The organism is Streptomyces sp. NPDC089424 (assembly GCF_044749345.1).
In the GTDB taxonomy this organism is placed as follows: Bacteria; Actinomycetota; Actinomycetes; order Streptomycetales; family Streptomycetaceae; genus Streptomyces.
On sequence record NZ_JBIVHU010000005.1, the window covers coordinates 126,039 to 148,149 of the forward strand.

25 protein-coding genes are annotated in these 22,111 nt (G+C 71.4%); 7 read left to right on the plus strand and 18 right to left on the minus strand.

Going from position 1 to position 22,111, the window contains the following annotated elements; all coding sequences use genetic code 11:
• Positions 1 to 197: 197 nt before the first annotated feature.
• Positions 198 to 1,634, minus strand: coding sequence for a hypothetical protein (locus ACIP2X_RS23135; protein ID WP_401676069.1), 1,437 nt, complete (start codon positions 1,632 to 1,634; stop codon positions 198 to 200).
• A 268-nt stretch (positions 1,635 to 1,902) separates the two neighbouring features.
• On the opposite strand from ACIP2X_RS23135, the gene ACIP2X_RS23140 reads away from it, so the two are divergent.
• Positions 1,903 to 3,729 (plus strand): endonuclease/exonuclease/phosphatase family protein, encoded by a 1,827-nt coding sequence (locus tag ACIP2X_RS23140; protein WP_401676071.1) that lies wholly within the window; start codon positions 1,903 to 1,905, stop codon positions 3,727 to 3,729.
• A 16-nt stretch (positions 3,730 to 3,745) separates the two neighbouring features.
• On the opposite strand, the gene ACIP2X_RS23145 is transcribed toward ACIP2X_RS23140, so the two are convergent.
• The 4 genes from ACIP2X_RS23145 to ACIP2X_RS23160 form a co-directional block, all read right to left on the minus strand.
• Positions 3,746 to 4,489 carry an SRPBCC domain-containing protein gene (locus tag ACIP2X_RS23145; RefSeq protein ID WP_401676073.1) on the minus strand — a complete coding sequence of 248 codons (744 nt, stop codon included), beginning with the start codon at positions 4,487 to 4,489 and terminating at the stop codon, positions 3,746 to 3,748.
• 41 nt (positions 4,490 to 4,530) lie between these two features.
• A complete protein-coding gene (locus ACIP2X_RS23150) occupies positions 4,531 to 5,142 on the minus strand; it encodes an ArsR/SmtB family transcription factor (protein ID WP_401676075.1) in 612 nt (203 codons plus the stop codon).
• Between the two features lie 558 nt (positions 5,143 to 5,700).
• A complete protein-coding gene (locus ACIP2X_RS23155) occupies positions 5,701 to 6,198 on the minus strand; it encodes a DUF3618 domain-containing protein (protein WP_401676077.1) in 498 nt (165 codons plus the stop codon).
• The gene (locus ACIP2X_RS23160) at positions 6,195 to 6,587 is read right to left on the minus strand and encodes a phage holin family protein (protein WP_401676557.1); all 393 of its coding nucleotides are present in this window, start codon (positions 6,585 to 6,587) and stop codon (positions 6,195 to 6,197) included. Before ACIP2X_RS23160 ends, ACIP2X_RS23155 begins: the two co-directional genes overlap by 4 nt.
• A 329-nt stretch (positions 6,588 to 6,916) precedes the next feature.
• Here ACIP2X_RS23160 and dapA point away from each other — a divergent pair, with 329 nt between their 5' ends.
• Complete coding sequence (dapA, locus tag ACIP2X_RS23165) at positions 6,917 to 7,831, plus strand: 4-hydroxy-tetrahydrodipicolinate synthase (protein ID WP_401676079.1); 915 nt, start codon at positions 6,917 to 6,919, stop codon at positions 7,829 to 7,831.
• Positions 7,832 to 7,852: 21 nt separating this feature from the next.
• On the opposite strand, the gene ACIP2X_RS23170 is transcribed toward dapA, so the two are convergent.
• On the minus strand, positions 7,853 to 8,089 hold the full coding sequence (locus ACIP2X_RS23170; protein ID WP_401676081.1) for a hypothetical protein: 237 nt from the start codon (positions 8,087 to 8,089) through the stop codon (positions 7,853 to 7,855).
• A 302-nt stretch (positions 8,090 to 8,391) separates the two neighbouring features.
• On the opposite strand from ACIP2X_RS23170, the gene ACIP2X_RS23175 reads away from it, so the two are divergent.
• Both ACIP2X_RS23175 and ACIP2X_RS23180 read left to right on the plus strand, forming a co-directional pair.
• A complete protein-coding gene (locus ACIP2X_RS23175) occupies positions 8,392 to 8,640 on the plus strand; it encodes a hypothetical protein (RefSeq protein ID WP_401676083.1) in 249 nt (82 codons plus the stop codon).
• A gap of 159 nt (positions 8,641 to 8,799) precedes the next feature.
• Entirely contained in the window at positions 8,800 to 9,699 is a 900-nt protein-coding gene (locus ACIP2X_RS23180) for an aminoglycoside phosphotransferase family protein (RefSeq protein ID WP_401676085.1), read from the plus strand.
• Between the two features lie 78 nt (positions 9,700 to 9,777).
• Here the strand turns inward: ACIP2X_RS23180 and dapD are convergent, their stop codons facing one another.
• From dapD to ACIP2X_RS23235, 11 genes are all read right to left on the minus strand, one after another.
• Positions 9,778 to 10,767 (minus strand): 2,3,4,5-tetrahydropyridine-2,6-dicarboxylate N-succinyltransferase, encoded by a 990-nt coding sequence (dapD, locus tag ACIP2X_RS23185; RefSeq protein WP_401676087.1) that lies wholly within the window; start codon positions 10,765 to 10,767, stop codon positions 9,778 to 9,780.
• A 53-nt stretch (positions 10,768 to 10,820) separates the two neighbouring features.
• Complete coding sequence (locus tag ACIP2X_RS23190) at positions 10,821 to 11,390, minus strand: TetR/AcrR family transcriptional regulator (protein ID WP_401676089.1); 570 nt, start codon at positions 11,388 to 11,390, stop codon at positions 10,821 to 10,823.
• The gene (locus ACIP2X_RS23195; RefSeq protein WP_401676091.1) at positions 11,390 to 11,710 is read right to left on the minus strand and encodes a DMT family transporter; all 321 of its coding nucleotides are present in this window, start codon (positions 11,708 to 11,710) and stop codon (positions 11,390 to 11,392) included. Before ACIP2X_RS23195 ends, ACIP2X_RS23190 begins: the two co-directional genes overlap by 1 nt.
• Positions 11,711 to 11,816: 106 nt before the next feature.
• Complete coding sequence (locus ACIP2X_RS23200) at positions 11,817 to 12,149, minus strand: metal-sulfur cluster assembly factor (protein ID WP_093546390.1); 333 nt, start codon at positions 12,147 to 12,149, stop codon at positions 11,817 to 11,819.
• Positions 12,146 to 12,616 carry a Fe-S cluster assembly sulfur transfer protein SufU gene (sufU, locus tag ACIP2X_RS23205; protein WP_401676093.1) on the minus strand — a complete coding sequence of 157 codons (471 nt, stop codon included), beginning with the start codon at positions 12,614 to 12,616 and terminating at the stop codon, positions 12,146 to 12,148. Before sufU ends, ACIP2X_RS23200 begins: the two co-directional genes overlap by 4 nt.
• A 16-nt stretch (positions 12,617 to 12,632) precedes the next feature.
• Entirely contained in the window at positions 12,633 to 13,889 is a 1,257-nt protein-coding gene (locus tag ACIP2X_RS23210; RefSeq protein ID WP_401676095.1) for a cysteine desulfurase, read from the minus strand.
• Entirely contained in the window at positions 13,886 to 14,650 is a 765-nt protein-coding gene (gene sufC, locus ACIP2X_RS23215) for a Fe-S cluster assembly ATPase SufC (protein ID WP_401676097.1), read from the minus strand. The genes ACIP2X_RS23210 and sufC overlap by 4 nt, the downstream gene beginning before the upstream one ends.
• Before the next feature lie 7 nt (positions 14,651 to 14,657).
• The gene (locus tag ACIP2X_RS23220) at positions 14,658 to 14,978 is read right to left on the minus strand and encodes a bifunctional 3-phenylpropionate/cinnamic acid dioxygenase ferredoxin subunit (RefSeq protein WP_401676099.1); all 321 of its coding nucleotides are present in this window, start codon (positions 14,976 to 14,978) and stop codon (positions 14,658 to 14,660) included.
• Positions 14,975 to 16,198 carry a Fe-S cluster assembly protein SufD gene (gene sufD, locus ACIP2X_RS23225; RefSeq protein ID WP_401676102.1) on the minus strand — a complete coding sequence of 408 codons (1,224 nt, stop codon included), beginning with the start codon at positions 16,196 to 16,198 and terminating at the stop codon, positions 14,975 to 14,977. The genes ACIP2X_RS23220 and sufD overlap by 4 nt, the downstream gene beginning before the upstream one ends.
• Positions 16,199 to 16,257: 59 nt before the next feature.
• Positions 16,258 to 17,679 (minus strand): Fe-S cluster assembly protein SufB, encoded by a 1,422-nt coding sequence (sufB, locus tag ACIP2X_RS23230; RefSeq protein WP_401676104.1) that lies wholly within the window; start codon positions 17,677 to 17,679, stop codon positions 16,258 to 16,260.
• Positions 17,676 to 18,413, minus strand: coding sequence for a helix-turn-helix transcriptional regulator (locus tag ACIP2X_RS23235; RefSeq protein WP_401676106.1), 738 nt, complete (start codon positions 18,411 to 18,413; stop codon positions 17,676 to 17,678). Before ACIP2X_RS23235 ends, sufB begins: the two co-directional genes overlap by 4 nt.
• Positions 18,414 to 18,632: 219 nt before the next feature.
• Between ACIP2X_RS23235 and ACIP2X_RS23240 the strand changes: the two genes are divergently transcribed.
• From ACIP2X_RS23240 to ACIP2X_RS23250, 3 genes are read left to right on the plus strand one after another with little or no spacing between them, the layout of a single operon-like run.
• On the plus strand, positions 18,633 to 19,556 hold the full coding sequence (locus ACIP2X_RS23240) for an ABC transporter ATP-binding protein (RefSeq protein WP_401676108.1): 924 nt from the start codon (positions 18,633 to 18,635) through the stop codon (positions 19,554 to 19,556).
• Positions 19,553 to 20,332 (plus strand): ABC transporter permease, encoded by a 780-nt coding sequence (locus tag ACIP2X_RS23245; RefSeq protein WP_401676110.1) that lies wholly within the window; start codon positions 19,553 to 19,555, stop codon positions 20,330 to 20,332. The genes ACIP2X_RS23240 and ACIP2X_RS23245 overlap by 4 nt, the downstream gene beginning before the upstream one ends.
• Before the next feature lie 47 nt (positions 20,333 to 20,379).
• Entirely contained in the window at positions 20,380 to 21,405 is a 1,026-nt protein-coding gene (locus tag ACIP2X_RS23250; RefSeq protein WP_401676558.1) for a heme A synthase, read from the plus strand.
• Here ACIP2X_RS23250 and ACIP2X_RS23255 read toward each other — a convergent pair.
• Positions 21,360 to 22,097, minus strand: coding sequence for a nucleotidyltransferase (locus ACIP2X_RS23255; protein WP_401676112.1), 738 nt, complete (start codon positions 22,095 to 22,097; stop codon positions 21,360 to 21,362). The two genes, ACIP2X_RS23250 and ACIP2X_RS23255, sit on opposite strands and share 46 nt — an antisense overlap.
• Between the last annotated feature and the right edge of the window lie 14 nt (positions 22,098 to 22,111).

A 22,111-nucleotide genomic window follows, 5' to 3' on the forward strand; every position in this document is an offset into this window, starting at 1 on the left:
TGTGACGGGGGGATTGCCGTGGAGGGATGGGGCGGACCTCGGGTCGGCGCAACGGTGACGTCCGGCGGTGAACGCCGTTTGAACACCGTGCGACCGCGCAGGGCCCGCTTCCATGAATCCGTACGACCCGTCGCCGGCCGGCCACGCGAACCGGCCGGAACACCCGGCTTTCTCCCGCCCGTCGGGGCGGGGCGGCGTCAGCCCCCTTGCTGGGAGCGGGCCTTGAAGGCGGCCTTCCGGGCCTCCTTGGCGATCCTCTTGTCCGGGTGGATGCGCCCCATCGCCTCCAGGACGTCCGCGGTGGCCGGGTGGTCGACGCGCCAGGCCGCCGCGAAGAACCCGCTGTGCTGCTCGGCGAGACCCTCGACGAGAGCGCCCAGTTCCGCGGAGTCGCCCTCGGCGGCGAGCTGTGCGGCCAGGGTGTCCACGGTGAGCCAGAAGACCATCGCCTCGGGCGGAGCGGGTACGTCCGCACAGCCGTGCTCGGTCAGCCAGACGCGGGCGAGTCCGCCCAGCTCGGGGTCGTCCAGGACCTCCCGCAGGGCGGGTTCGGCCTCGGCGCCGACGAGGGACAGGGCCTGCTGGCAGCGCAGCCTGCGCAGCGGCGCGCCGTGGTCCGAGCCCCGGGCGGCGGCGAGCAACTCCCGTGCCGCGGCGAGGGATTCACGGCGGGTCAGCCACTGCTCGGTCTCGGCCTGCGCGGCGCGCGGCCCGAAGCCTGCCGTTCCGTCGAGCAGGGCGTCGGCGCCCTTGTCGGCCAGTTCGCCGACGGCGGGTGCGTCGATGCCGGCCTCCAGCAGCCGGGTGCGCAGCCCGTACAGACCGAGCGGGGTGAGCCGGACCATGCCGTAGCGGGAGACGTCGGTGTCGTCGACGGCGCCGGGCTCGTCCGCGTCGTCGGCGTCGGCGTCGGCCATCAGCGCCTCGTCGACCGGCTGGTACTCCACGAGCCCCACCGGTTCCAGCACGCGGAACTGGTCGTCCAGCCGCATCATCGCGTCGGACACCTGCTCCAGGACGTCGTTGGTGGGCTCGGCCATGTCGCCGGGCACGATCACCGAGGCGGCCAGCGCGGGCAGCGGCACGGGCGCGGGGCCGGGGCCGTCCTCGCCGACGGTCAGCAGATAGAGGTTGCCGAGCACGCCGTCGAGGAACTCGGACTCGCCCTCGGGGTCCCAGTCCAGGGTGGCGGGGTCGACCGGGCCGCCCTCGTCCATGGCGCCGAGCAGGTCGTCGAGGTCGGGCACGCTCGCGTCGGCGAGCACCGTCTCCAGGGCGCCCAGCCAGACGGCGAGCACGTCGTGCGGGGAGCCGCCGGTGAGCTGCGTCAGCTCCTCGCCCGCGGTGACCGTGCCGGCCTCCTCGTCGACGATCTCGATCAGTCCCGTGTCCACGGCGACCCGCCAGGCCTCGCTCGCCGACGCGGCCGCGTCGTCGCCACTCAGTCCGAGCGCCTGCGCGGCGGCCGGCAGCTGCTCGTCGACCAGTTGTCCCCCGGCGTCCACGCGGGTGTCGGGCCCGGCCCAGCGGGCGAGCCGCACGGCCCGCGACAGCACCGGCGTGGCCAGCGCGTCACGCGCCAGTTCCGCTTCGGAGGTCAGCCGCACCGGCGGCAGGGGGGAGCTGTCTGACATCGGGGGGATCTCCTAGGCGCCTCGAAGCCGTCGTACGACTCGACGACTCAGCCTAGACGGATTTGGCCCCATGCCGCCCGGTTCATCTCCCCGCCGGGTGCCGTACATGGCCGAAACCTTGACAAGTGCCCTGCCCGCACAGGAAATTGACGCGCGTAGAAATTGGGGGGACAAGTGTTCACTCCGTACCCGGTTTCTACGCGCGTCGCCTTCGTCCGCACGGTCCATCCTCGTCCTGGCGTCCACGTATGTCCCCGGAGGGATCCTCTTGCCGAGCAAGTCTTCCGCGCGCCTCGCCGCGCTCACCGTCGCCGCCGTCTGCTCCGCGGCGTCCACCGTCGTCATCGCCTCGCCCGCGCACGCGGAGGCGGTACGCATCCATGACATCCAGGGCACCACGCGGACGTCCCCGTACGCGGGCCGGCAGGTCACGGACGTGGCCGGAATCGTCACCGGCGTCCGCGGCTACGGCTCCTCGCGCGGTTTCTGGATCCAGGACCCGGCCGCCGACGCCGACCCGGCCACCAGCGAGGGCGTCTTCGTCTTCACCAGCTCCGCCCCGAAGGTCGCCGTCGGCGACTCGGTGACCGTGTCGGGCACCGTGTCCGAGTACGTGCCCGGCGGCACCGGCTCCGGCAACCAGGCCCTCACCGAGATCACCCGGCCGACGGTCACCGTCGTCTCCAGCGGCAACCCGGTGCCGGCCGCCACCGTGATCGACGCGCGGTCCGTGCCGAACGCCTACACGCCGGCCGGCGACCCGGCCGCGAGCGGCTCGGTGGGCGGCCTGACGCTGCTGCCGAAGAAGTACGCCCTGGACTACTACGAGTCCCTGGAGGGCATGAACGTCCGGGTCGCGGACACGCGGGTGGTCGGCGCGACCGACCCGTACACCGAACTGTGGGTCACGGTGAAGCCGCGCGAGAACACCAGCGAGCACGGCGGCTCGGTCTACGGCTCGTACGACGCGCAGAACACCGGCCGGCTCCAGATCCAGTCGCTCGGCGCGGTCGCCGACTTCCCGGACGCGAACGTCGGCGACGTGCTCGCCGGCAGCACCACCGGCCCGCTGGACTACAACCAGTTCGGCGGCTACACGCTCGTGGCCAGCGAGCTCGGCACCCTGAAGCACGGTGGCCTGGAGCGCGAGACGACCCGCGCGCAGCGGCGCGGCGAGCTGGCGGTGGCGACGTACAACGTCGAGAACCTCGACCCGTCCGACGCCACCTTCGAGGCGCACGCCGCCGCGATCGTGAACAACCTGCGGTCGCCGGACATCGTCTCCCTGGAGGAGATCCAGGACAACAACGGCGCGACGAACGACGGCACGGTCGCCGCCGACGGGACGCTGGCCAAGCTGATCGACGCGATCGTGGCGGCGGGCGGCCCGGCGTACGAGTGGCGTTCGGTCGACCCGGTGAACAACGCCGACGGCGGGGAGCCGGGCGGCAACATCCGTCAGGCGTTCCTGTTCAACCCCGAGCGGGTGTCCTTCACCGACCGCGCCGGCGGCGACGCGACGACCGCGGTGGGCGTGACGAAGGTGCGCGGCAAGGCGGCGCTGACGGCCTCCCCCGGCCGGATCGACCCGGCGAACACGGCCTGGACGAACAGCCGCAAGCCGCTGGCCGGCGAGTTCGTCTTCCGCGGCAAGACCGTCTTCGTGATCGCCAACCACTTCAACTCCAAGGGCGGCGACCAGGCACTGACCTCGCAGTACCAGCCGCCTGCCCGGAGCTCGGAGACCCAGCGCCACCTCCAGGCGAGCGCGGTGAACGCCTTCGTCAAGCAGGTCCTGGACATCCAGAAGAACGCCGACGTGGTCACCCTGGGCGACATCAACGACTTCGAGTTCTCCGACACGGTGGAGCTGCTCGAAGGCCGCGGCGAGCTGTGGTCGGCGGTCAAGTCGCTGCCTCGGGACGAGCGTTACTCGTACGTCTACCAGGGCAACAGCCAGACCCTGGACCAGATCCTGATCAGCCCGTCGATCCGGCGCGGCTGCGACTTCGAGTACGACAGCGTGCACATCAACGCCGAGTTCCACGACCAGATCAGCGACCACGACCCGCAGGTGCTGCGGTTCCGCCCGTAGCCGGTCGCGCGCCTCGTCAGGGCCGGCTGAAGACGCCCTTCAGCCAGCCCTGCCACGCGGCTTCGTCCGCCGTGGCGTCGGCGTCCGGGGCGAAGTCGTGCACGGACATGCCGACGACGTGGCCCCAGTGGTTGCGCCCGAAGAAGCGCAGCATCGCGTCGTCGGTGCGCAGGCCGATGAAGTACGGGTTGCGGAAGTCCAGAACGGCGTCGACGGGACGGTCCTCGGGTCCGCGCACCTGGACCCGCGCGCCCTCGGCGGCGTCGTCCGCCAGCCCGAGCGCCCGCCCGACCGTGGCGAGGGCGTCGGGCGCGCCGGACGTCCCGGGCCCGTCGAAGGTGGCGAACGCCGTGATCGGCCGGCCGCCGAAGGCCGTCAGGTACTGGCGCAGGGTGTGCAGGTAGAACTCGGTGTGCTTGCTCGCGCCGTCGTACTGGTTGTCCCAGTCGTCGACGAAGATCCCGCTGTGCACGTACCGCACCCAGGCCCGCCGTCCGCCGTCGCGCGGCTCGACGGTGTAGTCGAGCTGGTTCCGGCTCTGCTCGGAGATCCCCTCGACGTCCTCGACGCGGTTGACGTACCGGTGCGGCGGGTCCCAGGCGACGACCTCCGAGCCGAAGGGCCCCTTGCCGCCCACGCGCGGCTCCGGCGCCTCCATCGGCCACAGCCAGCCTCCGGTGCCGGCGGTGACGGCCTCCCACACCTGCTCGGGCGTGGCGTCGACCTCGAACTCTCGGGCGATCTCGAATTCCTTGGACATGGTGGCTCCTGAGTGGCGGCGGTACGGGGGTACCGGCTCTGCTAACTGTCGATTTCCGGGGCAGATGGCTGGGGCTTGACCGTGGGATGGACGGCCACGACGATCCGGTGGTCCCGGCCGCCCTCGGTGTCCGGGGCGTCGTACTTGTGGATCAGCGCGGTCACGCCCGCCGTCAGCTCCTCGACGAACGCCGCCCGGTCGGCGGCGGAGGCGAAGCGCACCTCGCCGTCCAGCGCGTATGTCGCGAGCCGCTTGCGGGCCTTGGCGGCGCCCGTGATCAGCGTCCCGACGTCCCGTACGAGCCGTGCGCCGAGGGCGAGCAGCCAGTGGGCGGACAGCTGGTCCCGGAAGCGGTCCGGATCGGGCTGCACGGCGGCCAGGGCGAGGGGCGAGATGACGTACGAGGCGGCACTCGCGCGCATCAGCCGCTCGGTGACGTTGCCCTTGCGGCGCTCTCCGGCGAGCTCGACCAGGCCGTGCCGCTCCAGCGCCTTCAGGTGGTAGTTCACCTTCTGGCGGGGCAGCCCCACCTGGCCGGCCAGCATCGCCGCCGAGGCGGGGCCGTCGGCGAGCCGCGCGAGCAGCTCGGCCCGGACGGGGTCCAGACAGACGGCTGCGGCCTCGGGGTCCTCGATCACGGTCACGTCCAGCATGGGTCCACCCTCCCACCGAAAACTTTTTTTGTCCAGACAGTTCGAGTTGTCGGTGGGGATCGTGTCGGGGAGGGGGTGGTCCGGCCGGCGGGGCGTGGTCGTCGCGCGTGCGGCCCCGTCGTCGTGCCTGCGGCTCGGCGCGAGAACGGGCTTCGCGGATGCGGCCCGGCGCGGAGAGGGGCGGCGTGCGTGAGGCCGGGCGTGGGACTGGCGTCGCGCGCGAAAGGGGCGGCGCGCGTGAGGGGCCCGGCGCGGGAACGGCCGTCGCGCGAGGCCCCGCGCGGGAACGGCCGTCGCGCGAGGCCCCGCGCGGGAACGGCCGTCGCGCGAGACCCGGCGCGGGAACGGCCGTCGCGCGAGACCCGGCGCGGGAACGGCCGTCGTGTGAGGCCCCGCGCGGGAACGGGCGTCGCGCGAGGCCCCGCGCGGGAACGGGCGTCGTGTGAGGCGCGGCGCGGGAACGGGCGTCGCGTGCGAAAAGGGCCGGCCGGTGTCTCCACCGGTCGGCCCCGCACGCGCGAACCGCTTCCAGGCGGCGCCACCGGGCGCCGCGCTCGCCTACCGTCCGCCGTGCCTGCGGCGTATCACCGCCGCCGCCACGGCCACCGCACCGGCCGCCGCGCCCGCGGCCAGAACCGGCCCGGGATGCCGCAGCCCGGCCAGGACGAGCGTGCGCACCGGCTGCGGGACGGCAGCGTGCTCGACGGTCTCGCTCGCCTTCGCGGCCTTCCCCTGCACGGCGTGGTTCGCCTTCGCGGCCCTGCCCTGCACGGTGTGCGTCGCCTCGACCGCCTTGCCCTGCACGACATGTCCCGCCTGGGCCGCCTTGCCCTGGACGGCGTGACCGGCCTGGGCCGCGGTGCTGCGCAGCTGGACCGTCATCGCGCCGGCCTTGTCCTTGAGGTCGGCGGCGCGCGCCTTGGCCCGCCCCTTGACGTCCGCCTTGGCGGCCAGTTCCTCGACGGTGTCGCCCAGCTGGCCGCGGGTCTGCTCGATCTGCCGGCGCAGCTCGTCGGGCCCCTTGGCGCCGGTGCCCTGCGTCGTCCTGTCTGTCATCGATGTGCCCTTTCCTTGATCTCCTCGACATCGGCCCTGACGCTGCCGAGAGTCACCTCGGGCGTGGGGGGTGCCGCACGGCGCAGCTGTGCGCGGCCGGTCGCGGCCAGTAGTGCGGCGAGCGCGAAGAGCACGCCCGTGACGATCAGCGCCGCGGCCCAGACGGGCAGCGTCAGCGAGAGCGCGGCGGTGGCCGTGGCGGCGAGGGCGAGCAGCCCGGCGTAGGCGACGGCGCCCGCGGCGCCGAGGAGTCCGCCACCACGGCCCGCGCGCCGGCCCTTCGCGGCCAGCTCCTCCTTGGCGAGGCTCACTTCCTGGCGCACGAGCTGGGAGAGTTGTTCGGTCGCCTGGCCGACGAGTTCGCCCACCGAGTGATGCTCCTCGGTCATGGGCTTGACGTCCGGGATCCCGGTCACGGTGTTCCGCCTCCTCTCGGTTCGGAACTCCCGGGTACCCGCACCGCCCCGCCCTATCCCTGCACCGCGCCCCCGCCCCGCGCCCGGCGCGCCGGTCCGGAACCGGCCGAGGCGGGCCGGCAACGGAACGGCTCCGCCGACGAGTTCGGCGCACCCGACCCGACCGCTCCCCGCCAGTCCGTGCCCCTCCCCACGGACCAGGCCACCCCTCACCCGATCCACAGCCCTGTCCACCATCCCTTATGAATACGTCGTAGAAGATTTAAGTGGAGCTACACGATCGGCGCGCCGACACTACTCTCATGACGAACCCCTCTCCCCTCGCCCCGCCCCTCGCCCCGCCCTTCGGCCGCACCCTCTGCGCGATGATCACTCCTTTCACAGAGGCGGGCGCGCTCGACCTCGACGGCGCGCAGCGGCTCGCCGGCCTCCTGGTGTCGCGGGGATGCGACGGGCTGGTGGTCAACGGGACGACGGGCGAGTCGCCGACCACGTCCGACACCGAGAAGGCGGCGCTCGTCCGGGCGGTCCGGGAGGCGGTCGGGGCGCGCGCGTCGGTCGTCGCGGGCGTCGGCACCTCCGACACCCGCCACACCGTCGAACTCGCCCTGCGGGCCGAGAAGGCCGGCGCCGACGGGGCCCTGGTCGTCACCCCGTACTACAGCCGTCCCCCGCGGGAGGCAGTGGAGGCGCACTTCCGCGACATCGCGGACGCGTCGGGCCTGCCGCTCATGCTCTACGACATCCCGGCCCGCACCGGCACCCGCATCGAGCCGGAGACACTGATCCGGCTCGCGGAACACCCCCGTGTGGTGGCCGTCAAGGACTGCTCGTACGACTTCCTCGGCGCCCAGAAGGTCATGTCCCGCACCGACCTGGCGTACTACGCGGGCTGCGACGAGCACATCCTCGCGCTGTACGCCGTGGGCGCGGCGGGCTGCGTCAGCACCGTGGCGAACGTGATCCCCCGTCACATCGACGCGATACTCGCCGCCTTCGACGCGGGCGACACGGCAGGTGCGGCCCAGGGCCAACGGCAGGCCACGCCGCTGATCGAGGCGATGACGGCGGCCGGCCTCCCCGGCACGGTCACCGCCAAGGCCCTCCTGAACGCCCTGGGCCTGCCGTCCGGCCCCGTCCGCCCGCCCCTGCGCCCCGCGGACCGCCCGACGACGACTGCCCTGCTGTCGGCGTACGGGGCTCTGTCCGCGCCCTGATGCTCCCGGCACTCGCGAGGTTCAACTGGCACCGTTCTCCGTCGTGCGCTCGTTGCCGATCAGCCGGAAGTGCTCCAGCACGTCCTCGGCGGGGTCGTCGACCTGCCCCAGGTTGACCAGCCCGATCCGCGGACCGTTGTGCGATCCCGTGTTGCTCTCGTCGGCGTGCGCGACGCCCGCCGGCAGCCAGCACACCGTCGCCGCGGCCACCACACCGGCCAGCCGACGCGCCACGATCCCCGCCCGCTCGTTCGTCATTGCTCAGTCCTCGTCTCACCGTCGCGGCATCCGACCGGACACCGGGTCCACCGAACTCATCTTCCGAAAGCCACCAAAGGTAACGGACGGTAATCCTTTTAAGTGATCGTCCCGCCCCCCAGTGACGCCCACCCCACCCCTTCACCTGCACCAACAGAAGACCCCCCGCCGACAGACTCACCACCCGACATCAGGTATGCACGAATGCGGAGAGTAATGCTCTGTGCGCGTGCTGGAGGACTGGGCCGAAGATCCAGCCTTGTATTCGCTCCCGCCGTCGGGCGCCGCATAGTGTGCCGCTCATGACCGCGTCGCCTGATCACGTCTCCAGCAGAGAAGATTTGGCCGCCTTCGTCCGTGCTCTCCACCAAAGCCATGCCCAGGAGGGCCCCTCATGGGAGAACCCAGACCTCGCGAGTTTCCTGGAAGCTCTCGCGGCCTGGATCGACGACGCGTGCGGCTGGTACGACGACGCCGGCCGTGACCTTCCTGCCGACGGTGATTGGACCTTCTTCGCACGAGCGCTGCGAGCCGCGACCAACTATGAATAGCGCGGGCCCGGTCTGCCCTCGGTGAAACGCAACGCATGGAGACAACGAAGCCATGGTGTCTGCGACCGTCCGCAAATTCGGTCGACAGGACGGGCCGTGAGGCACTGTCATGGCTTTGAGCGCCCGCCGCACGGAGCGGGCCGGCCGGAGGAGTTGGCCTTGGTGACCGCGGGAACTGCGGACCCTCGCCCGCACATCGATGAGGTACTGGTCAGGCGCCTGGTCGACGCTCAATTCCCGCAGTGGGCAGGGCTGCCCCTCGAGCTGCTCGACCCCGCCGGCTCCGACCACGTGATCTACCGGCTGGGCGAGGAGTTGTCCGTCCGGCTGCCCCGGCATGCCGGAGCGATCGGACAGGCCAGGAAGGAGGCCCGGTGGCTGCCCCGGCTCGCTCCGCACCTTCCGCTGGCCGTCCCGGTACCCGTGGGGGTGGGCGCCCCCGCCTTCGGTTATCCGTGGCCGTGGGCGGTGTCCCGCTGGCTGGACGGCGAGGTGGCGACCGTCGAGGCCCTGGCCGACTCCTCCGGGGCCGCCGTTGCCCTCGCCGACTTCCTGGCCGCCCTGCAGGGGTTCGCACCCGAAGGCGTCCCCGCCGAGGACGGAGGGGAAGACCTCACCGGCCGGCCGTTGTCCGAACGGGACCGTGCGACACGGGCCGCCATCGCCGACGTTGACGGCGTGTTCGATGCCGCGGCGATGACCGAACTGTGGGAGGCGGCGCTGAGCGCCCCGGGATGGGACGGCCCTCCGGTGTGGTTCCACGGCGACTTCCACACCGGCAATCTGCTGACCGTCGACGGCCGCCTCAGCGCCGTCATCGACTTCGGCGGCCTCGCCACCGGCGACCCGGCCCCTGACCTGATGATCGCCTTCACTCTGATGTCGCCCGACAGCCGGGCCGTCTTCCGCGACGCGCTCGGCGTGGACGACGCCACCTGGCTGCGAGGGCGCGGCTGGGCGCTGGCCACCGGCCTGAACGCCTACACGTACTACGCCGCCGTCGACCCCCGGGTCGCCGCGCAGACCACCCGGCAGATCACCCACGCCCTCATCGGCTGACAACGGCAAGGAGCGCCCTCCGGACCGGCCTCGGCCGGGGAAGGGCGCCCGTTCGCCCGTCGCGGCGGCCGGCGGCCGTCAGTTGTGGCTGTGCAGCACCTCGTTCAGGCCGCCCCACTCCGCGTTGTTCGGGCGGGCCTCGACCGTGCCGGAGACGGAGTTGCGGCGGAAGAGGATGTTGGAGGCGCCGGAGAGTTCACGGGCCTTGACGATCTGGCCGTCGGGGAGGGTGACGCGGGTGCCGGCGGTCAGGTAGAGGCCCGCCTCCACGACGCAGTCGTCGCCGAGCGCGATCCCGATGCCGGCCTCGGCGCCGACGAGGGAGCGCTCACCGATGGCGACCCGCTCCTTGCCGCCGCCGGACAACGTGCCCATGGTCGACGCGCCGCCGCCGATGTCGGAGCCGTCGCCGACCACGACGCCCTGCGAGATGCGGCCCTCGACCATGGAGGTGCCGAGGGTGCCGGCGTTGAAGTTGACGAAGCCCTCGTGCATGACGGTGGTGCCCGCGGCGAGGTGGGCGCCGAGGCGGACACGGTCGGCATCGGCGACGCGGACGCCGGCCGGGGCCACGTAGTCGGTCATGCGCGGGAACTTGTCGACACCGAAGACGCTCAGGTGCAGGCCCCGGGCGCGGGCGGCAAGGCGGACGGTCTCCAGGGTGTCGACCGCGACCGGGCCGAGGGAGGTCCAGGCGACGTTGGCGAGCAGGCCGAAGACGCCGTCGAGGTTGGCCTCGTTGGGCTTCACCAGGCGGTGCGAGAGCAGGTGGAGACGCAGGTACGCGTCGTGGGTGTCGAGGGGCTTGTCCTCGACCGAGGAGATGACCGTGCGGACCGCCACGACCTCGACGCCGCGCACCTCGTCCTTGCCCAGGGCCGCGACGCCGTGCTCACCGAGCAGTTCGGCGGTGCGCGCCTCGTCGAGGCGCTCGGTACCGGCCGGTCCGGGTTCGGCGGCCAGTTCGGGCGCGGGGAACCAGGTGTCGAGAACAGTGCCGTCGGCGGCGATCGTGGCAAGGCCGGCGGCCACGGCGCCGGTGGTGCGAGGAGCAGTCGTGTCGGTCATGAGGGCAACCTAACCGGCGGGGGCCCGCCGATGCGAACCAGCGGGGGGATGTCTCAGGTGGCGGGAGGGGTGGCGGCGCCGGCCCCGGGGCGGACGACCCGGCCCAGTACCTGTCGGGCCCACCCCTCGTCGTACGCGGTCCCCGTCAGCAGCACCTGCAGACAGATCCCGTCCATCAGGGCCAGCAGTGCCCGCGCGGTCCCGGGGTCCGTGCGGCGGGCCAGGTGGGCGCCCACCTCCTCGGTCCACTCGGCGGCGACGGGCCTCAGCGCCGGGCGGCGCAGCGCGGCGAGGTACAGCTCGTACTCCAGCTCCACCCCCGTACGGTCCCCCGCGAGCCACTCCCCGAGCAGCGCGGCCAGTTCGGCCGGCAGATCGGCCCGTGGGTCGGTCGGCGACTCGCGCCCGGCGACCAGCCCGGCGAAGCCCTCGTTGGCCTGCCGCAGCGCCGCGACCAGCAGGTCGTCCAGCGTCTTGAAGTGGTAGGTCGTCGATCCGAGCGGCACGTCGGCCTCCGCCGCGACGCTCCGGTGGCTCAGCCCGGCGATTCCCTTGGCGCCGACCACCCGGATCGCCGCGTCGATGATCCGCTGGCGCCGCTCGGGGTCGTAGCGGCGGCCCATCAGTGCGCCCCGCCCAGGTTGAGCACGACGACGCCCGCGACGATCAACGCGATCCCGGCGGCCTTGGCGGTGCTCATCCCCTCGCCCAGGAACAGCATCCCGATGACCGCGATCGCCGCGGTGCCGACGCCGGCCCAGATCGCGTACGCCGTCCCGACGGAGACCGTCTTCAGGGTCTGCGCCAGCAGCGCGAACGCGACGAGGTAGCCGAGAGCGGTGATCAGAGAGGGTCCCAGCCGCGTGAAGCCGTGGCTGTACTTCATGGCGGTGGTGGCGGCCACTTCGGCGGCTATGGCGCCGGCGAGCAGAACGAATCCCATGTGGACGAGGGTACACAACGCTGTGTACGCCCGTACATAACGGCGGGCGCAGAAGTGGCCCCCGGCGATACGCCGAGGGCCACCTCGAAGACCTGCGAGGACGGACTCAGACGTTGAACCCGAGCGCCCGCAGCTGGTCGCGCCCGTCGTCCGTGATCTTGTCCGGGCCCCACGGCGGCATCCAGACCCAGTTGATGCGCAGCTCGCTGACGAGGCCGTCCGTGGCGGACTTGGCCTGGTCCTCGATGACGTCGGTGAGCGGGCAGGCCGCGGACGTCAGGGTCATGTCGACGGTCGCCACATTGGAGTCGTCGACGTGGATGCCGTAGATCAGGCCGAGGTTGACGACGTCGATGCCCAGCTCGGGGTCGACGACGTCCATCAGGGCCTCACGGAGCTCCTCCTCCGAGGCCGGCTTCATCTCCACGGTCTCGCTCATGCCGTCTTCCTTTCGGCGTCGGCGCCGTCACCCAGCGCCTGGGCCGTCGCGTCCTTCCACGCCATCCAGCTCAGGAGGGCGCACTTGACCCGGGCCGGGTACTTGGAGACCCCCGCGAACGCGACGGCGTCCTCCAGGACGTCCTCCATCGCGTCGTCCGGTTCGATCTTTCCCTTCGACTGCATCAGCTCCAGGAAGGTCGCCTGGATCCGCTGCGCGTCGGCGAGCTCCTTGCCGACGAGGAGTTCGTTCAGCACGGAGGCCGAGGCCTGGCTGATCGAGCAGCCCTGGCCCTCGTACGACACGTCGCTGATGGTCGAGCCCTCGTACTTGACCCGCAGGGTGATCTCGTCCCCGCAGGTCGGGTTCACATGGTGCACCTCGGCGTCGCCGTCCCGAAGACCACGCCCGTGAGGGTTCTTGTAGTGGTCCAGGATGACTTCCTGGTACATGGAATCCAGTTTCACCGTTTCAGCACGCCCCTCAGCCGAAGAAGTTCCGTACGTGCTCCAGACCGTCGACCAGAGCGTCGATCTCGGCCGGCGTGGAGTACAGATAGAACGACGCTCGCGTGGTCGCAGGAATTCCGTAGCGCAGGCAGACCGGGCGCGCGCAGTGGTGCCCCACGCGGACCGCGATGCCCTGCTCGTCCAGTACCTGGCCCACGTCGTGCGGGTGGATGTCACCGAGGGTGAAGGAGATCGCGGCGCCGCGCTCCTCGGCCGTGGTCGGGCCGATGATGCGCAGGTCGGGGACCTCCGTCAGGCGCTTGACGGCGTACTCCGTGAGCGCGTGCTCATGGGCGAGGATCTTGTCCATGCCGATCGCGTTCAGGTAGTCGATCGCCGCGCCGAGGCCGACCGCCTGAGCGATCGGCGGGGTGCCCGCCTCGAACTTGTGCGGGGCCGGGGCGTATGTCGAGGAGTGCATCGACACCGTCTCGATCATCTCGCCGCCGCCGAGGAACGGGGGCAGGTCCTCCAGCAGCTCCTGGCGGCCCCAGAGGACGCCGATGCCGGTCGGGCCGCACATCTTGTGGCCGGTGAAGGCCACGAAGTCGGCCTGGAGCGCCTGCACGTCCAGCGGCATGTGGGGCGCGGCCTGCGAGGCGTCGATGCAGACCAGCGCGCCGACCTCCTGCGCGCGGCGCACTATCGCCTCGACCGGGTTGTGGGTGCCGAGGATGTTGGAGACCAGCACGAAGGAGACGATCTTCGTCTTCTCGGTGATGATCTCGTCGATGTTCGACAGGTCGAGCCGGCCGTCGTCGGTCAGGCCGAACCACTTCAGCTTCGCGCCCGTGCGCTGCGCCAGCAGCTGCCAGGGGACGATGTTGGAGTGGTGCTCCATCTCGGTGATGACGATCTCGGTGTCCGAGTCGACGCGGTAGGGCTCGTCGGCCCAGCCCAGCATGTTCGCCACGAGGTTGAGCGACTCGGAGGCGTTCTTGGTGAAGATCACCTCGTCGCGCGAGGGCGCGTTGACGAATTCCGCGACCTTGTCGCGGGCGCCCTCGTACAGCGCCGTGGCCTCCTCGGCGAGCACATGCACACCGCGGTGGACGTTGGCGTTGTAGCGCTCGTAGTACTCGTTCAGGGCGTCCAGCACCTGACGCGGCTTCTGCGAGGTCGCCGCGTTGTCCAGGTACACGAGCTTCCGGCCGTCATGGATCTGTCGGTCCAGGATGGGGAAGTCCTTGCGGATCGCCTCGGTGTCGAGGAGGCCCGGCAGCTGTGTCACGCGGATACGCCACCCTTCGTGTATGCCTCGTAGCCCTCGTTCTCCAGCTTGTCGGCGAGCTCGGGACCACCGGACTCGGCGATCCGGCCGGCCGCGAACACATGGACGAAGTCGGGCTTGATGTAGCGCAGGATGCGCGTGTAGTGGGTGATCAGCAGGGTGCCGACCTCGCCGGTCTCACGGACGCGGTTGACACCCTCGGAGACGACGCGCAGCGCGTCGACGTCCAGACCGGAGTCGGTCTCGTCGAGGATCGCGACCTTCGGCTTGAGCAGCTCCAGCTGGAGGATCTCGTGGCGCTTCTTCTCGCCGCCGGAGAAGCCCTCGTTGACGTTGCGCTCGGCGAAGGCGGGGTCCATGTTGAGACGCTCCATGGTCTCCTTGACCTCCTTCACCCAGGTGCGCAGCTTGGGGGCCTCGCCGCGGATCGCGGTGGCGGAGGTGCGCAGGAAGTTGGAGACCGAGACACCGGGGACCTCGACCGGGTACTGCATCGCGAGGAACAGGCCGGCCCGGGCGCGCTCGTCGACGGACATCTCCAGGACGTCCTCGCCGTCGAGGGTGACGGTGCCGGCGGTGATCGTGTACTTCGGGTGACCCGCGAGCGAGTAGGCGAGGGTCGACTTGCCGGAGCCGTTGGGGCCCATGATGGCGTGCGTCTCGCCCTGCTTCACGGTGAGGTCGACGCCCTTGAGGATCTCCTTCGTGGCGTTGTCGGCCTCGACGGTGACGTGCAGGTCTCGGATTTCAAGCGTTGCCATGGGTACCTCAGGACTCCTGGGTGAGGGAGACGAGTACGTCGTCCCCTTCGATCTTTACGGGGTATACGGGAACGGGGCGCGTCGCGGGGAGGCCGGACGGCTTACCGGTGCGCAGGTCGAACGACGACCCGTGCAGCCAGCACTCGATCTGGCAGTCCTCCACCTCGCCCTCCGAGAGCGAGACGTTCGCGTGGGAGCAGATGTCGTGGATCGCGAAGACCTCGCCCTCGGTGTGCACGAGGGACACCGGCGTGCCGTCGAGTTCCACCCGCTTCGGGGTGTCCTCCTCCAGCTCGCTCAGTGCGCACGCGCGTACGAAGGTGCTCATCCGACCGACGCCTCCAGCTCCTCGTCGATCTTGACCAGCAGTCGCTCCTCGATGTCCGGGACGCCGATCTGCTGGACCAGTTCGGCGAAGAAGCCGCGGACGACGAGACGGCGGGCCTCGTGCTCCGGGATGCCGCGGGCCATCAGGTAGAACAGCTGCTCGTCGTCGAAGCGGCCGGTGGCGGACGCGTGACCGGCGCCGACGATCTCGCCGGTCTCGATCTCCAGGTTCGGCACCGAGTCGACGCGCGAACCGTCCGTGAGGACCAGGTTGCGGTTCATCTCGTAGGTGTCCGTGCCCTCGGCCTTGGCCTCGATCAGCACGTCGCCGATCCACACCGCGTGCGCCGCGTCGCCCTGGAGCGCGCCCTTGTAGACGACGTTCGACTTGCAGTGCGGGGTGTTGTGGGTGACCAGGAGGCGGTGCTCCTGGTGCTGCCCGGCGTCCGTGAAGTACAGGCCGAGGAGCTCCGCCTCGCCGCCGGGGCCGGCGTACTGCACGCGGGGGTGCAGCCGTACGACGTCACCGCCGAAGGTGACGACCACGGACTTGAAGGAGGCGTCGCGGCCGACGAGGGCGTTGTGCTGGGCCACGTGCACGGCCTTGTCGTCCCAGTCCTGCACGGAGACGACGGTCAGCTTGGCGCCGTCCCCGAGGAGGTAGTCGACGTTGGCGGCGAGCACGGCGTCACCGGTGTGGTCGATGACGACGACGGCCTCGGCGAAGGCGCCCAGCTCGATGATCTGATGGCCGTAGGCGACCCCGCCCTCGCCGTGCACCGCGATGCGGATCGGCTCGGTCAGGACCGTCTCCTTGGGGACGGTGACGACCCCGGCCTTCTCGAACGCCGAGTACGCCTGGGCGGCCACGCGGTCCACCGGGGTGCCGGCCTTGCCGAGCCGCGCGTCGTCACGGCCGACGGTCTCGACGACGACGCCCGCGGGGGCCTCGACCTCGATCCGCACGCCGTCGCCGGCGGCGACCGCGGTGCCGTCGTGCAGGCCGCGCAGGCGCTCCAGCGGGGTGAACCGCCACTCCTCCTCGCGACCGTGCGGGACCGGGAAGTCCGTCACGTCGAAGGACGGGGGCGCGCTCATGCGCGAGACGACGGTCGACTCGGCGGCCACCGCGATCTGGCCGGCGGTGGTGCTGCCCATCGGTGGGGGTCCCCCCTGTCCGAGCGGAGTCGAGGACTTGGGGGCGTTCTGAGCCTCAGCCATGGCTGTCGGTCTGCTCTCTTCCTACGTCAGAAATCTGCTGCTGCTTCTGGGGAGGGCGGTCAGCCGACCGCGCCTTCCATCTGCAGCTCGATCAGCCGGTTGAGCTCCAGGGCGTACTCCATGGGCAGCTCCTTGGCGATCGGCTCGACGAAGCCGCGCACGATCATCGCCATCGCCTCGAACTCGCTCAGACCGCGGCTCATCAGGTAGAAGAGCTGGTCCTCGGAGACCTTGGAGACGGTCGCCTCGTGGCCCATGGACACGTCGTCCTCGCGGACGTCGACGTACGGGTACGTGTCCGAGCGGGAGATGGTGTCGACGAGCAGCGCGTCGCAGAGCACGTTGGACTTCGCGCCCGGGGCGCCCTCGCCGATCTCGATGAGACCGCGGTAGGACGTACGGCCGCCACCGCGGGCCACCGACTTGGAGACGATGTTGGACGAGGTGTTCGGCGCCATGTGGACCATCTTGGCGCCGGCGTCCTGGTGCTGCCCCTCGCCCGCGAAGGCGATGGACAGGGTCTCGCCCTTGGCGTGCTCGCCCATCAGGTAGACGGCCGGGTACTTCATCGTCACCTTGGAGCCGATGTTGCCGTCGACCCACTCCATGGTCGCGCCCTCGTAGGCGACGGCGCGCTTGGTGACCAGGTTGTAGACGTTGTTCGACCAGTTCTGGATGGTCGTGTAGCGGCAGCGGGCGTTCTTCTTGACGATGATCTCGACGACGGCGGAGTGCAGCGAGTCCGACTTGTAGATCGGCGCGGTGCAGCCCTCGACGTAGTGCACGTAGGCACCCTCGTCGACGATGATCAGGGTCCGCTCGAACTGGCCCATGTTCTCGGTGTTGATCCGGAAGTAGGCCTGGAGCGGGATCTCGACGTGCACGCCCGGCGGCACGTAGATGAAGGAGCCGCCCGACCACACGGCGGTGTTCAGCGACGCGAACTTGTTGTCACCGACCGGGATGACGGTCCCGAAGTACTCCTTGAAGAGCTCCGGGTGCTCCTTCAGCGCGGTGTCGGTGTCGAGGAAGATGACGCCCTGCTCCTCCAGGTCCTCGCGGATCTGGTGGTAGACGACCTCGGACTCGTACTGGGCCGCGACACCGGCGACGAGGCGCTGCTTCTCCGCCTCCGGGATGCCGAGCTTGTCGTACGTGTTCTTGATGTCCTCGGGCAGGTCCTCCCAGGACTCCGCCTGCTTCTCCGTGGAGCGCACGAAGTACTTGATGTTGTCGAAGTCGATGCCCGACAGATCCGAGCCCCAGTTCGGCATGGGCTTCTTCTCGAAGAGCTTCAGGCCCTTGAGGCGCAGCTTGGTCATCCACTCCGGCTCGGACTTCTTGTCCGAGATGTCGCGGACGACAGCCTCGCTCAGGCCGCGCTTCGCTGCGGCACCGGCTTCGTCGGAGTCGGCCCAGCCGTATTCGTACTTGCCCAGACCCTCGAGTTCGGGGTGGGCAGTCTCCGTGGGGAGAGTCATGCGGGGTTCCTCCCGGCCGTGCTTGCAGTGTTGTCGGACTTGGAAGTCTTGGGGATGAACGTCGTGCAGACACCGTCGCCGTGCGCGATGGTGGCCAGCCGCTGGACATGCGTCCCGAGCAGCTCGGCGAAGATCTCCGTCTCGGCCTCGCACAGCTGCGGAAACTGCTCGGCGACGTGGGCGACCGGGCAGTGGTGCTGGCACAGCTGTTCGCCGGTGGGCGCGCTGCGCGCCGTAGCAGCGTACCCGTCCACGCTCAGGGCCTTGGCCAGTGCTTCGGCGCGCTTGTCGGGGGCGGCCGACTCGACCGCCGCACGGTAGGCGCCCGCCTGGGCGGCCATCCGGGCACGGGCGAAGGCGGCGATGGCCTCGCCGCCGCCCTCGCGCTCGGCGATCCAGCGCAGCGCGTCGGCGGCGAGCTTGTCGTAGGACTGGTCGAAGGCGTCGCGGCCGCAGTCGGTCAGGGCGAACACCTTGGCGGGGCGGCCGCGTGTGCGCGCTCCGTAGACCCGCTGCTCACGCGCCTCGACCACGTCGTCGGCGACGAGCGCATCCAGGTGCCTGCGTACGGCCGCCTGGGTGAGTCCGAGCCGTCCGGCGAGGTCGGCGACGGTCGACGGCCCGTGGTCCAGGATGGATCGCGCGACCCGGTTGCGCGTCGAGCGCTCTCCGGTCGCGAGCTCCTCCTGAGGGGCCCCCGTGGGGGTCTCCCGAGCCTCGCCGACGTTTTTCACAACGCCATTGTTGCGTAATTCCTCAGAGCCTGACAAGCGGCGGCCGATCCGGCGGATGGTGCCCTGCGTCACTTAGGCATACCTAAGCTGACCTGCGAAAACGATCTTTGATCGATCAGATCACGAGCTCAGGGCCGGTCGTGACCCGGCCGCCCCGTCCGGAGGACTTCCCGCACCCGCCCGTCCGGGTGACCGGGCACGTACCTAGACTCTGGACCCATGCGAAGTGAGCCCGTGGTCCAGGTGCAGGCCCTGGTGAAGCGGTACGGCGACAGGACCGCGCTGAACGGCCTCGACCTGGAGGCCCGGGCGGGCGTCACCGCCGTGCTCGGTCCCAACGGGGCGGGCAAGACGACCACGGTCGAGATCTGCGAGGGGTACCGCAGACCGGACGCGGGCACGGTGCGCGTCCTCGGCCTCGACCCGGCGAGGGGCTCAGGCGCGCTGCGGCCCAGGATCGGCGTGATGCTCCAGTCCGGCGGCGTCTACTCCGGCGCCCGTGCCGACGAGATGCTCCGCCACGTGGCCCGGCTGCACGCGCACCCGCTGGACGTGGACGGCCTGATCGAGCGCCTCGGCCTCGGCAGCTGCGGCCGTACGAGCTACCGCCGCCTCTCCGGCGGCCAGCAGCAGCGCCTGGCGCTGGCCATGGCCGTGGTGGGCCGCCCGGAGCTGGTGTTCCTGGACGAGCCGACCGCCGGCCTCGACCCGCAGGCGCGCCGGGCCACCTGGGACCTCGTACGGGAGCTGCGCGCCGACGGAGTCTCCGTGATCCTCACGACCCACCACATGGACGAGGCCGAGCAGCTCGCCGACGACGTCGCGATCATCGACGCGGGCCGCGTCATCGCCCAGGGCTCCCCCGAGGAGCTGTGCCGCGGCGGCGCCGAGAACACCCTGCGCTTCACCGGGCGCCCCGGTCTCGACGTCACCTCCCTGCTCAAGGCGCTGCCCGCGGACTGCACGGCCGCCGAGCTGACGCCGGGCGCGTACCGGGTGGCCGGCAAGGTCGACCCCCAGCTGCTGGCGACGGTGACGTCGTGGTGCGCCCAGCACGGGGTGATGCCGGACCGCATCGCGGTGGAACGGCACACCCTCGAAGACGTCTTCCTGGAGCTCACGGGCAAGGAGTTGCGCTCATGACCACGGCGGCCGAGAACGGCACGTACGCCCCCCGGCCCGGTGCCGCCCCGCTGTCCCGCATGATCGCGGCGCAGGCGGCGCTGGAGACCCGGATGCTGCTGCGCAACGGCGAGCAGCTGCTGCTGACGGTGATCATCCCGACGCTGCTGCTCGCGCTCTTCAGCACCGTCGACATCGTCGACACCGGCGAGGGAAAGGCCGTCGACTTCCTCGCCCCCGGCATCCTCGCGCTCGCGGTGATGTCCACGGCCTTCACCGGCCAGGCCATCGCGACGGGCTTCGAACGCCGGTACGGCGTGCTGAAGCGGCTGGCGTCCTCGCCGCTCCCCCGCTGGGGCCTGATGACCGCCAAGACCGCGTCCGTGCTGGTGGTCGAGGTGCTCCAGGTGCTCCTGGTGTCGGTGATCGCGCTCGCGCTGGGCTGGTCCCCGCAGGGCAGCCCGTTCGCCGTGCTCCTGCTGCTGGTCCTCGGTACGGCGGCCTTCTCCGGGCTCGGTCTGCTGATGGCCGGCACCCTCAAGGCGGAGGCGACGCTGGCCGCGGCGAATTTGGTGTTCCTGCTGCTGCTCGTCGGCGGTGGGGTCGTCGTCCCGCTGGAGAAGTTCCCGGACGCCGCGCAGAGCGTGCTCGGCCTGCTGCCCATCGCCGCGCTCTCGGACGGGCTGCGCGACGTCCTGCGGCACGGGGCGGGGATGCCGTGGGGCGACCTGGGGATCCTCGCCGGATGGTCGGTCGTGGGACTGGCCGCGGCGGGCCGCTTCTTCCGCTGGGAGTAGGACCGATGCGGGACCCTCGTGAAAGCGTGCACAAGCCCGGGCCTACGATGGTCGGCGTGCCGAACGTGACCCCCTCCGACGCCGCAGCCGCCGTGCGCAACCCGCTCGCCTTCATCGCCGCGCGCTGGACCCCGACCTCCCGGACGGTCCGGCGGGCCGCGCTCGCCGCCCTCGTGATGGCGGTGCTCATCGTGGTCACCGGCGGCGCCGTCCGGCTGACCGGCTCCGGCCTCGGCTGCCCGACGTGGCCCAAGTGCACGGACGACTCCCTGACCACGACCCGCGAGATGGGCCTGCACGGCGTCATCGAGTTCGGCAACCGCATGCTGACGTACGTGCTGTGCGCGGCCGTCGGCTGGGCCATCATCGCGGCCCGTGCGCAGAAGCCGTGGCGGCGCGGCCTGACCCGGCTGGGCTGGGCCCAGTTCTGGGTCGTCATGAGCAACGCCGTGCTCGGTGGCATCGTCGTGCTCGTCGGCCTCAACCCGTACACGGTCGCGGCCCACTTCCTCGCCACCACGGCGCTCATCACGGTCGCCGCGGTGATGTGGCAGCGCGCCCGGGAGGGCGACGGGGTGCCGCGCCCGCTGGTCGGCCCGGCCGTGCGGCAGCTCGTGTGGTGCCTGGTCGCCGCGAGCGTGCTGCTGATCGCGGTCGGCACCGTGGTCACCGGCGCGGGCCCGCACGCGGGCGACTCCAGCGACGTGCCGCGGATGCCGGTGGACTGGGAGACCGTCAGCAAGGTGCACGCGGTCCTGGCGTGGATCGTGGTGACGCTGACCTTCGCGCTGTGGTTCGTGCTCAAGGCGGTCGGCGCCCCGCGCGCCCCGCTGCACCGCACCCGCGACCTCTTCCTGGTCCTGCTCGCCCAGGGCGTCATCGGCTACGTCCAGTACTTCACCGACCTGCCCGAACTCCTCGTCGGGCTGCACATGCTCGGCTCCTGCCTGGTATGGATCGCGGTGCTGCGCGTGGCCCTGGCGCTGCGCGAACGCCCGGCGGACCTCCCGGACGAGGCACCGGCCGCTCAGGAGTACGCCGCCACCAGCGCGTCGATGGCCGGTCCCAGGTAGTTCCGGGTCAGCTCGCCCCGCCGCGCCGCCCAGCCCGGCGCGGGCGGCGCGGGATCCCCGTACCGGCGCTCCCGGACGTCCTCGACCACCGCCTCGGGTGCCCCGAGACCGGGCAGCGTCTCCAGCGCCTCCCGCTTGGAGATCAGCCGCCCCTCGCGCAGGGTGACGGTCGCCCGGGCGAAGGTCGTCAGGCCCACGTCCACCCAGACGTCCTGGGTCCACAGCCCCGCCCGGCGCACGGCGGGGCGCCAGAACTCCCGCTGGTCGCGCACGACGAACTCGTCGAGCTCCGGGTCCGGCACGGGCGCCAGCAGCTCCGCCGGCGCCGGGCCGTGCAGCACGCGGCCGAAGGCGTGCAGCTCACGTCGGGTCACGGGGGTGACCGGGCGCCGCATCAACCGCCGGTGCGCCCAGGTGAGATGGGGCCGCCGGGAGTCGCGCGAGGTGCCCGGCGTCAGATAGCTGCAGTGCAGCCCGTCCGCGAGGGGCTCGGCACGCAGCCGGCTGTGCAGTGTCGCCACCCGCCAGGCGAGCACCGGCGTCACGGGCCGCGGCAGCACTGCGATCAGGTCGAGGTCGCTGCGGCCTTCCTGGTAGTCGCCCCCGGCGAGCGAACCGTGCGCCCACACGGCGAGCGGCCCGAGCGGCGAGAGCCCGGCGAGAAAGCGGTCGAGCAGGTCCTCGGTCGGCATCCGCCCAGTCTCCA

Coding starts and splice junctions, on each gene's coding strand:
- ACIP2X_RS23135 (WP_401676069.1), bottom strand. CDS start 1,634: ATGTCAGACAGCTCCCCCCTGCCGCCGGTGCGGCTGACCTCCGAAGCG.
- ACIP2X_RS23145 (WP_401676073.1), bottom strand. CDS start 4,489: ATGTCCAAGGAATTCGAGATCGCCCGAGAGTTCGAGGTCGACGCCACG.
- ACIP2X_RS23150 (WP_401676075.1), bottom strand. CDS start 5,142: ATGCTGGACGTGACCGTGATCGAGGACCCCGAGGCCGCAGCCGTCTGT.
- ACIP2X_RS23155 (WP_401676077.1), bottom strand. CDS start 6,198: ATGACAGACAGGACGACGCAGGGCACCGGCGCCAAGGGGCCCGACGAG.
- ACIP2X_RS23160 (WP_401676557.1), bottom strand. CDS start 6,587: ATGACCGAGGAGCATCACTCGGTGGGCGAACTCGTCGGCCAGGCGACC.
- dapA (WP_401676079.1), top strand. CDS start 6,917: ATGACGAACCCCTCTCCCCTCGCCCCGCCCCTCGCCCCGCCCTTCGGC.
- ACIP2X_RS23170 (WP_401676081.1), bottom strand. CDS start 8,089: ATGACGAACGAGCGGGCGGGGATCGTGGCGCGTCGGCTGGCCGGTGTG.
- ACIP2X_RS23175 (WP_401676083.1), top strand. CDS start 8,392: ATGACCGCGTCGCCTGATCACGTCTCCAGCAGAGAAGATTTGGCCGCC.
- dapD (WP_401676087.1), bottom strand. CDS start 10,767: ATGACCGACACGACTGCTCCTCGCACCACCGGCGCCGTGGCCGCCGGC.
- ACIP2X_RS23190 (WP_401676089.1), bottom strand. CDS start 11,390: ATGGGCCGCCGCTACGACCCCGAGCGGCGCCAGCGGATCATCGACGCG.
- ACIP2X_RS23195 (WP_401676091.1), bottom strand. CDS start 11,710: ATGGGATTCGTTCTGCTCGCCGGCGCCATAGCCGCCGAAGTGGCCGCC.
- ACIP2X_RS23200 (WP_093546390.1), bottom strand. CDS start 12,149: ATGAGCGAGACCGTGGAGATGAAGCCGGCCTCGGAGGAGGAGCTCCGT.
- sufC (WP_401676097.1), bottom strand. CDS start 14,650: ATGGCAACGCTTGAAATCCGAGACCTGCACGTCACCGTCGAGGCCGAC.
- ACIP2X_RS23220 (WP_401676099.1), bottom strand. CDS start 14,978: ATGAGCACCTTCGTACGCGCGTGCGCACTGAGCGAGCTGGAGGAGGAC.
- sufD (WP_401676102.1), bottom strand. CDS start 16,198: ATGGCTGAGGCTCAGAACGCCCCCAAGTCCTCGACTCCGCTCGGACAG.
- sufB (WP_401676104.1), bottom strand. CDS start 17,679: ATGACTCTCCCCACGGAGACTGCCCACCCCGAACTCGAGGGTCTGGGC.
- ACIP2X_RS23240 (WP_401676108.1), top strand. CDS start 18,633: ATGCGAAGTGAGCCCGTGGTCCAGGTGCAGGCCCTGGTGAAGCGGTAC.
- ACIP2X_RS23245 (WP_401676110.1), top strand. CDS start 19,553: ATGACCACGGCGGCCGAGAACGGCACGTACGCCCCCCGGCCCGGTGCC.
- ACIP2X_RS23250 (WP_401676558.1), top strand. CDS start 20,380: ATGGTCGGCGTGCCGAACGTGACCCCCTCCGACGCCGCAGCCGCCGTG.
- ACIP2X_RS23255 (WP_401676112.1), bottom strand. CDS start 22,097: ATGCCGACCGAGGACCTGCTCGACCGCTTTCTCGCCGGGCTCTCGCCG.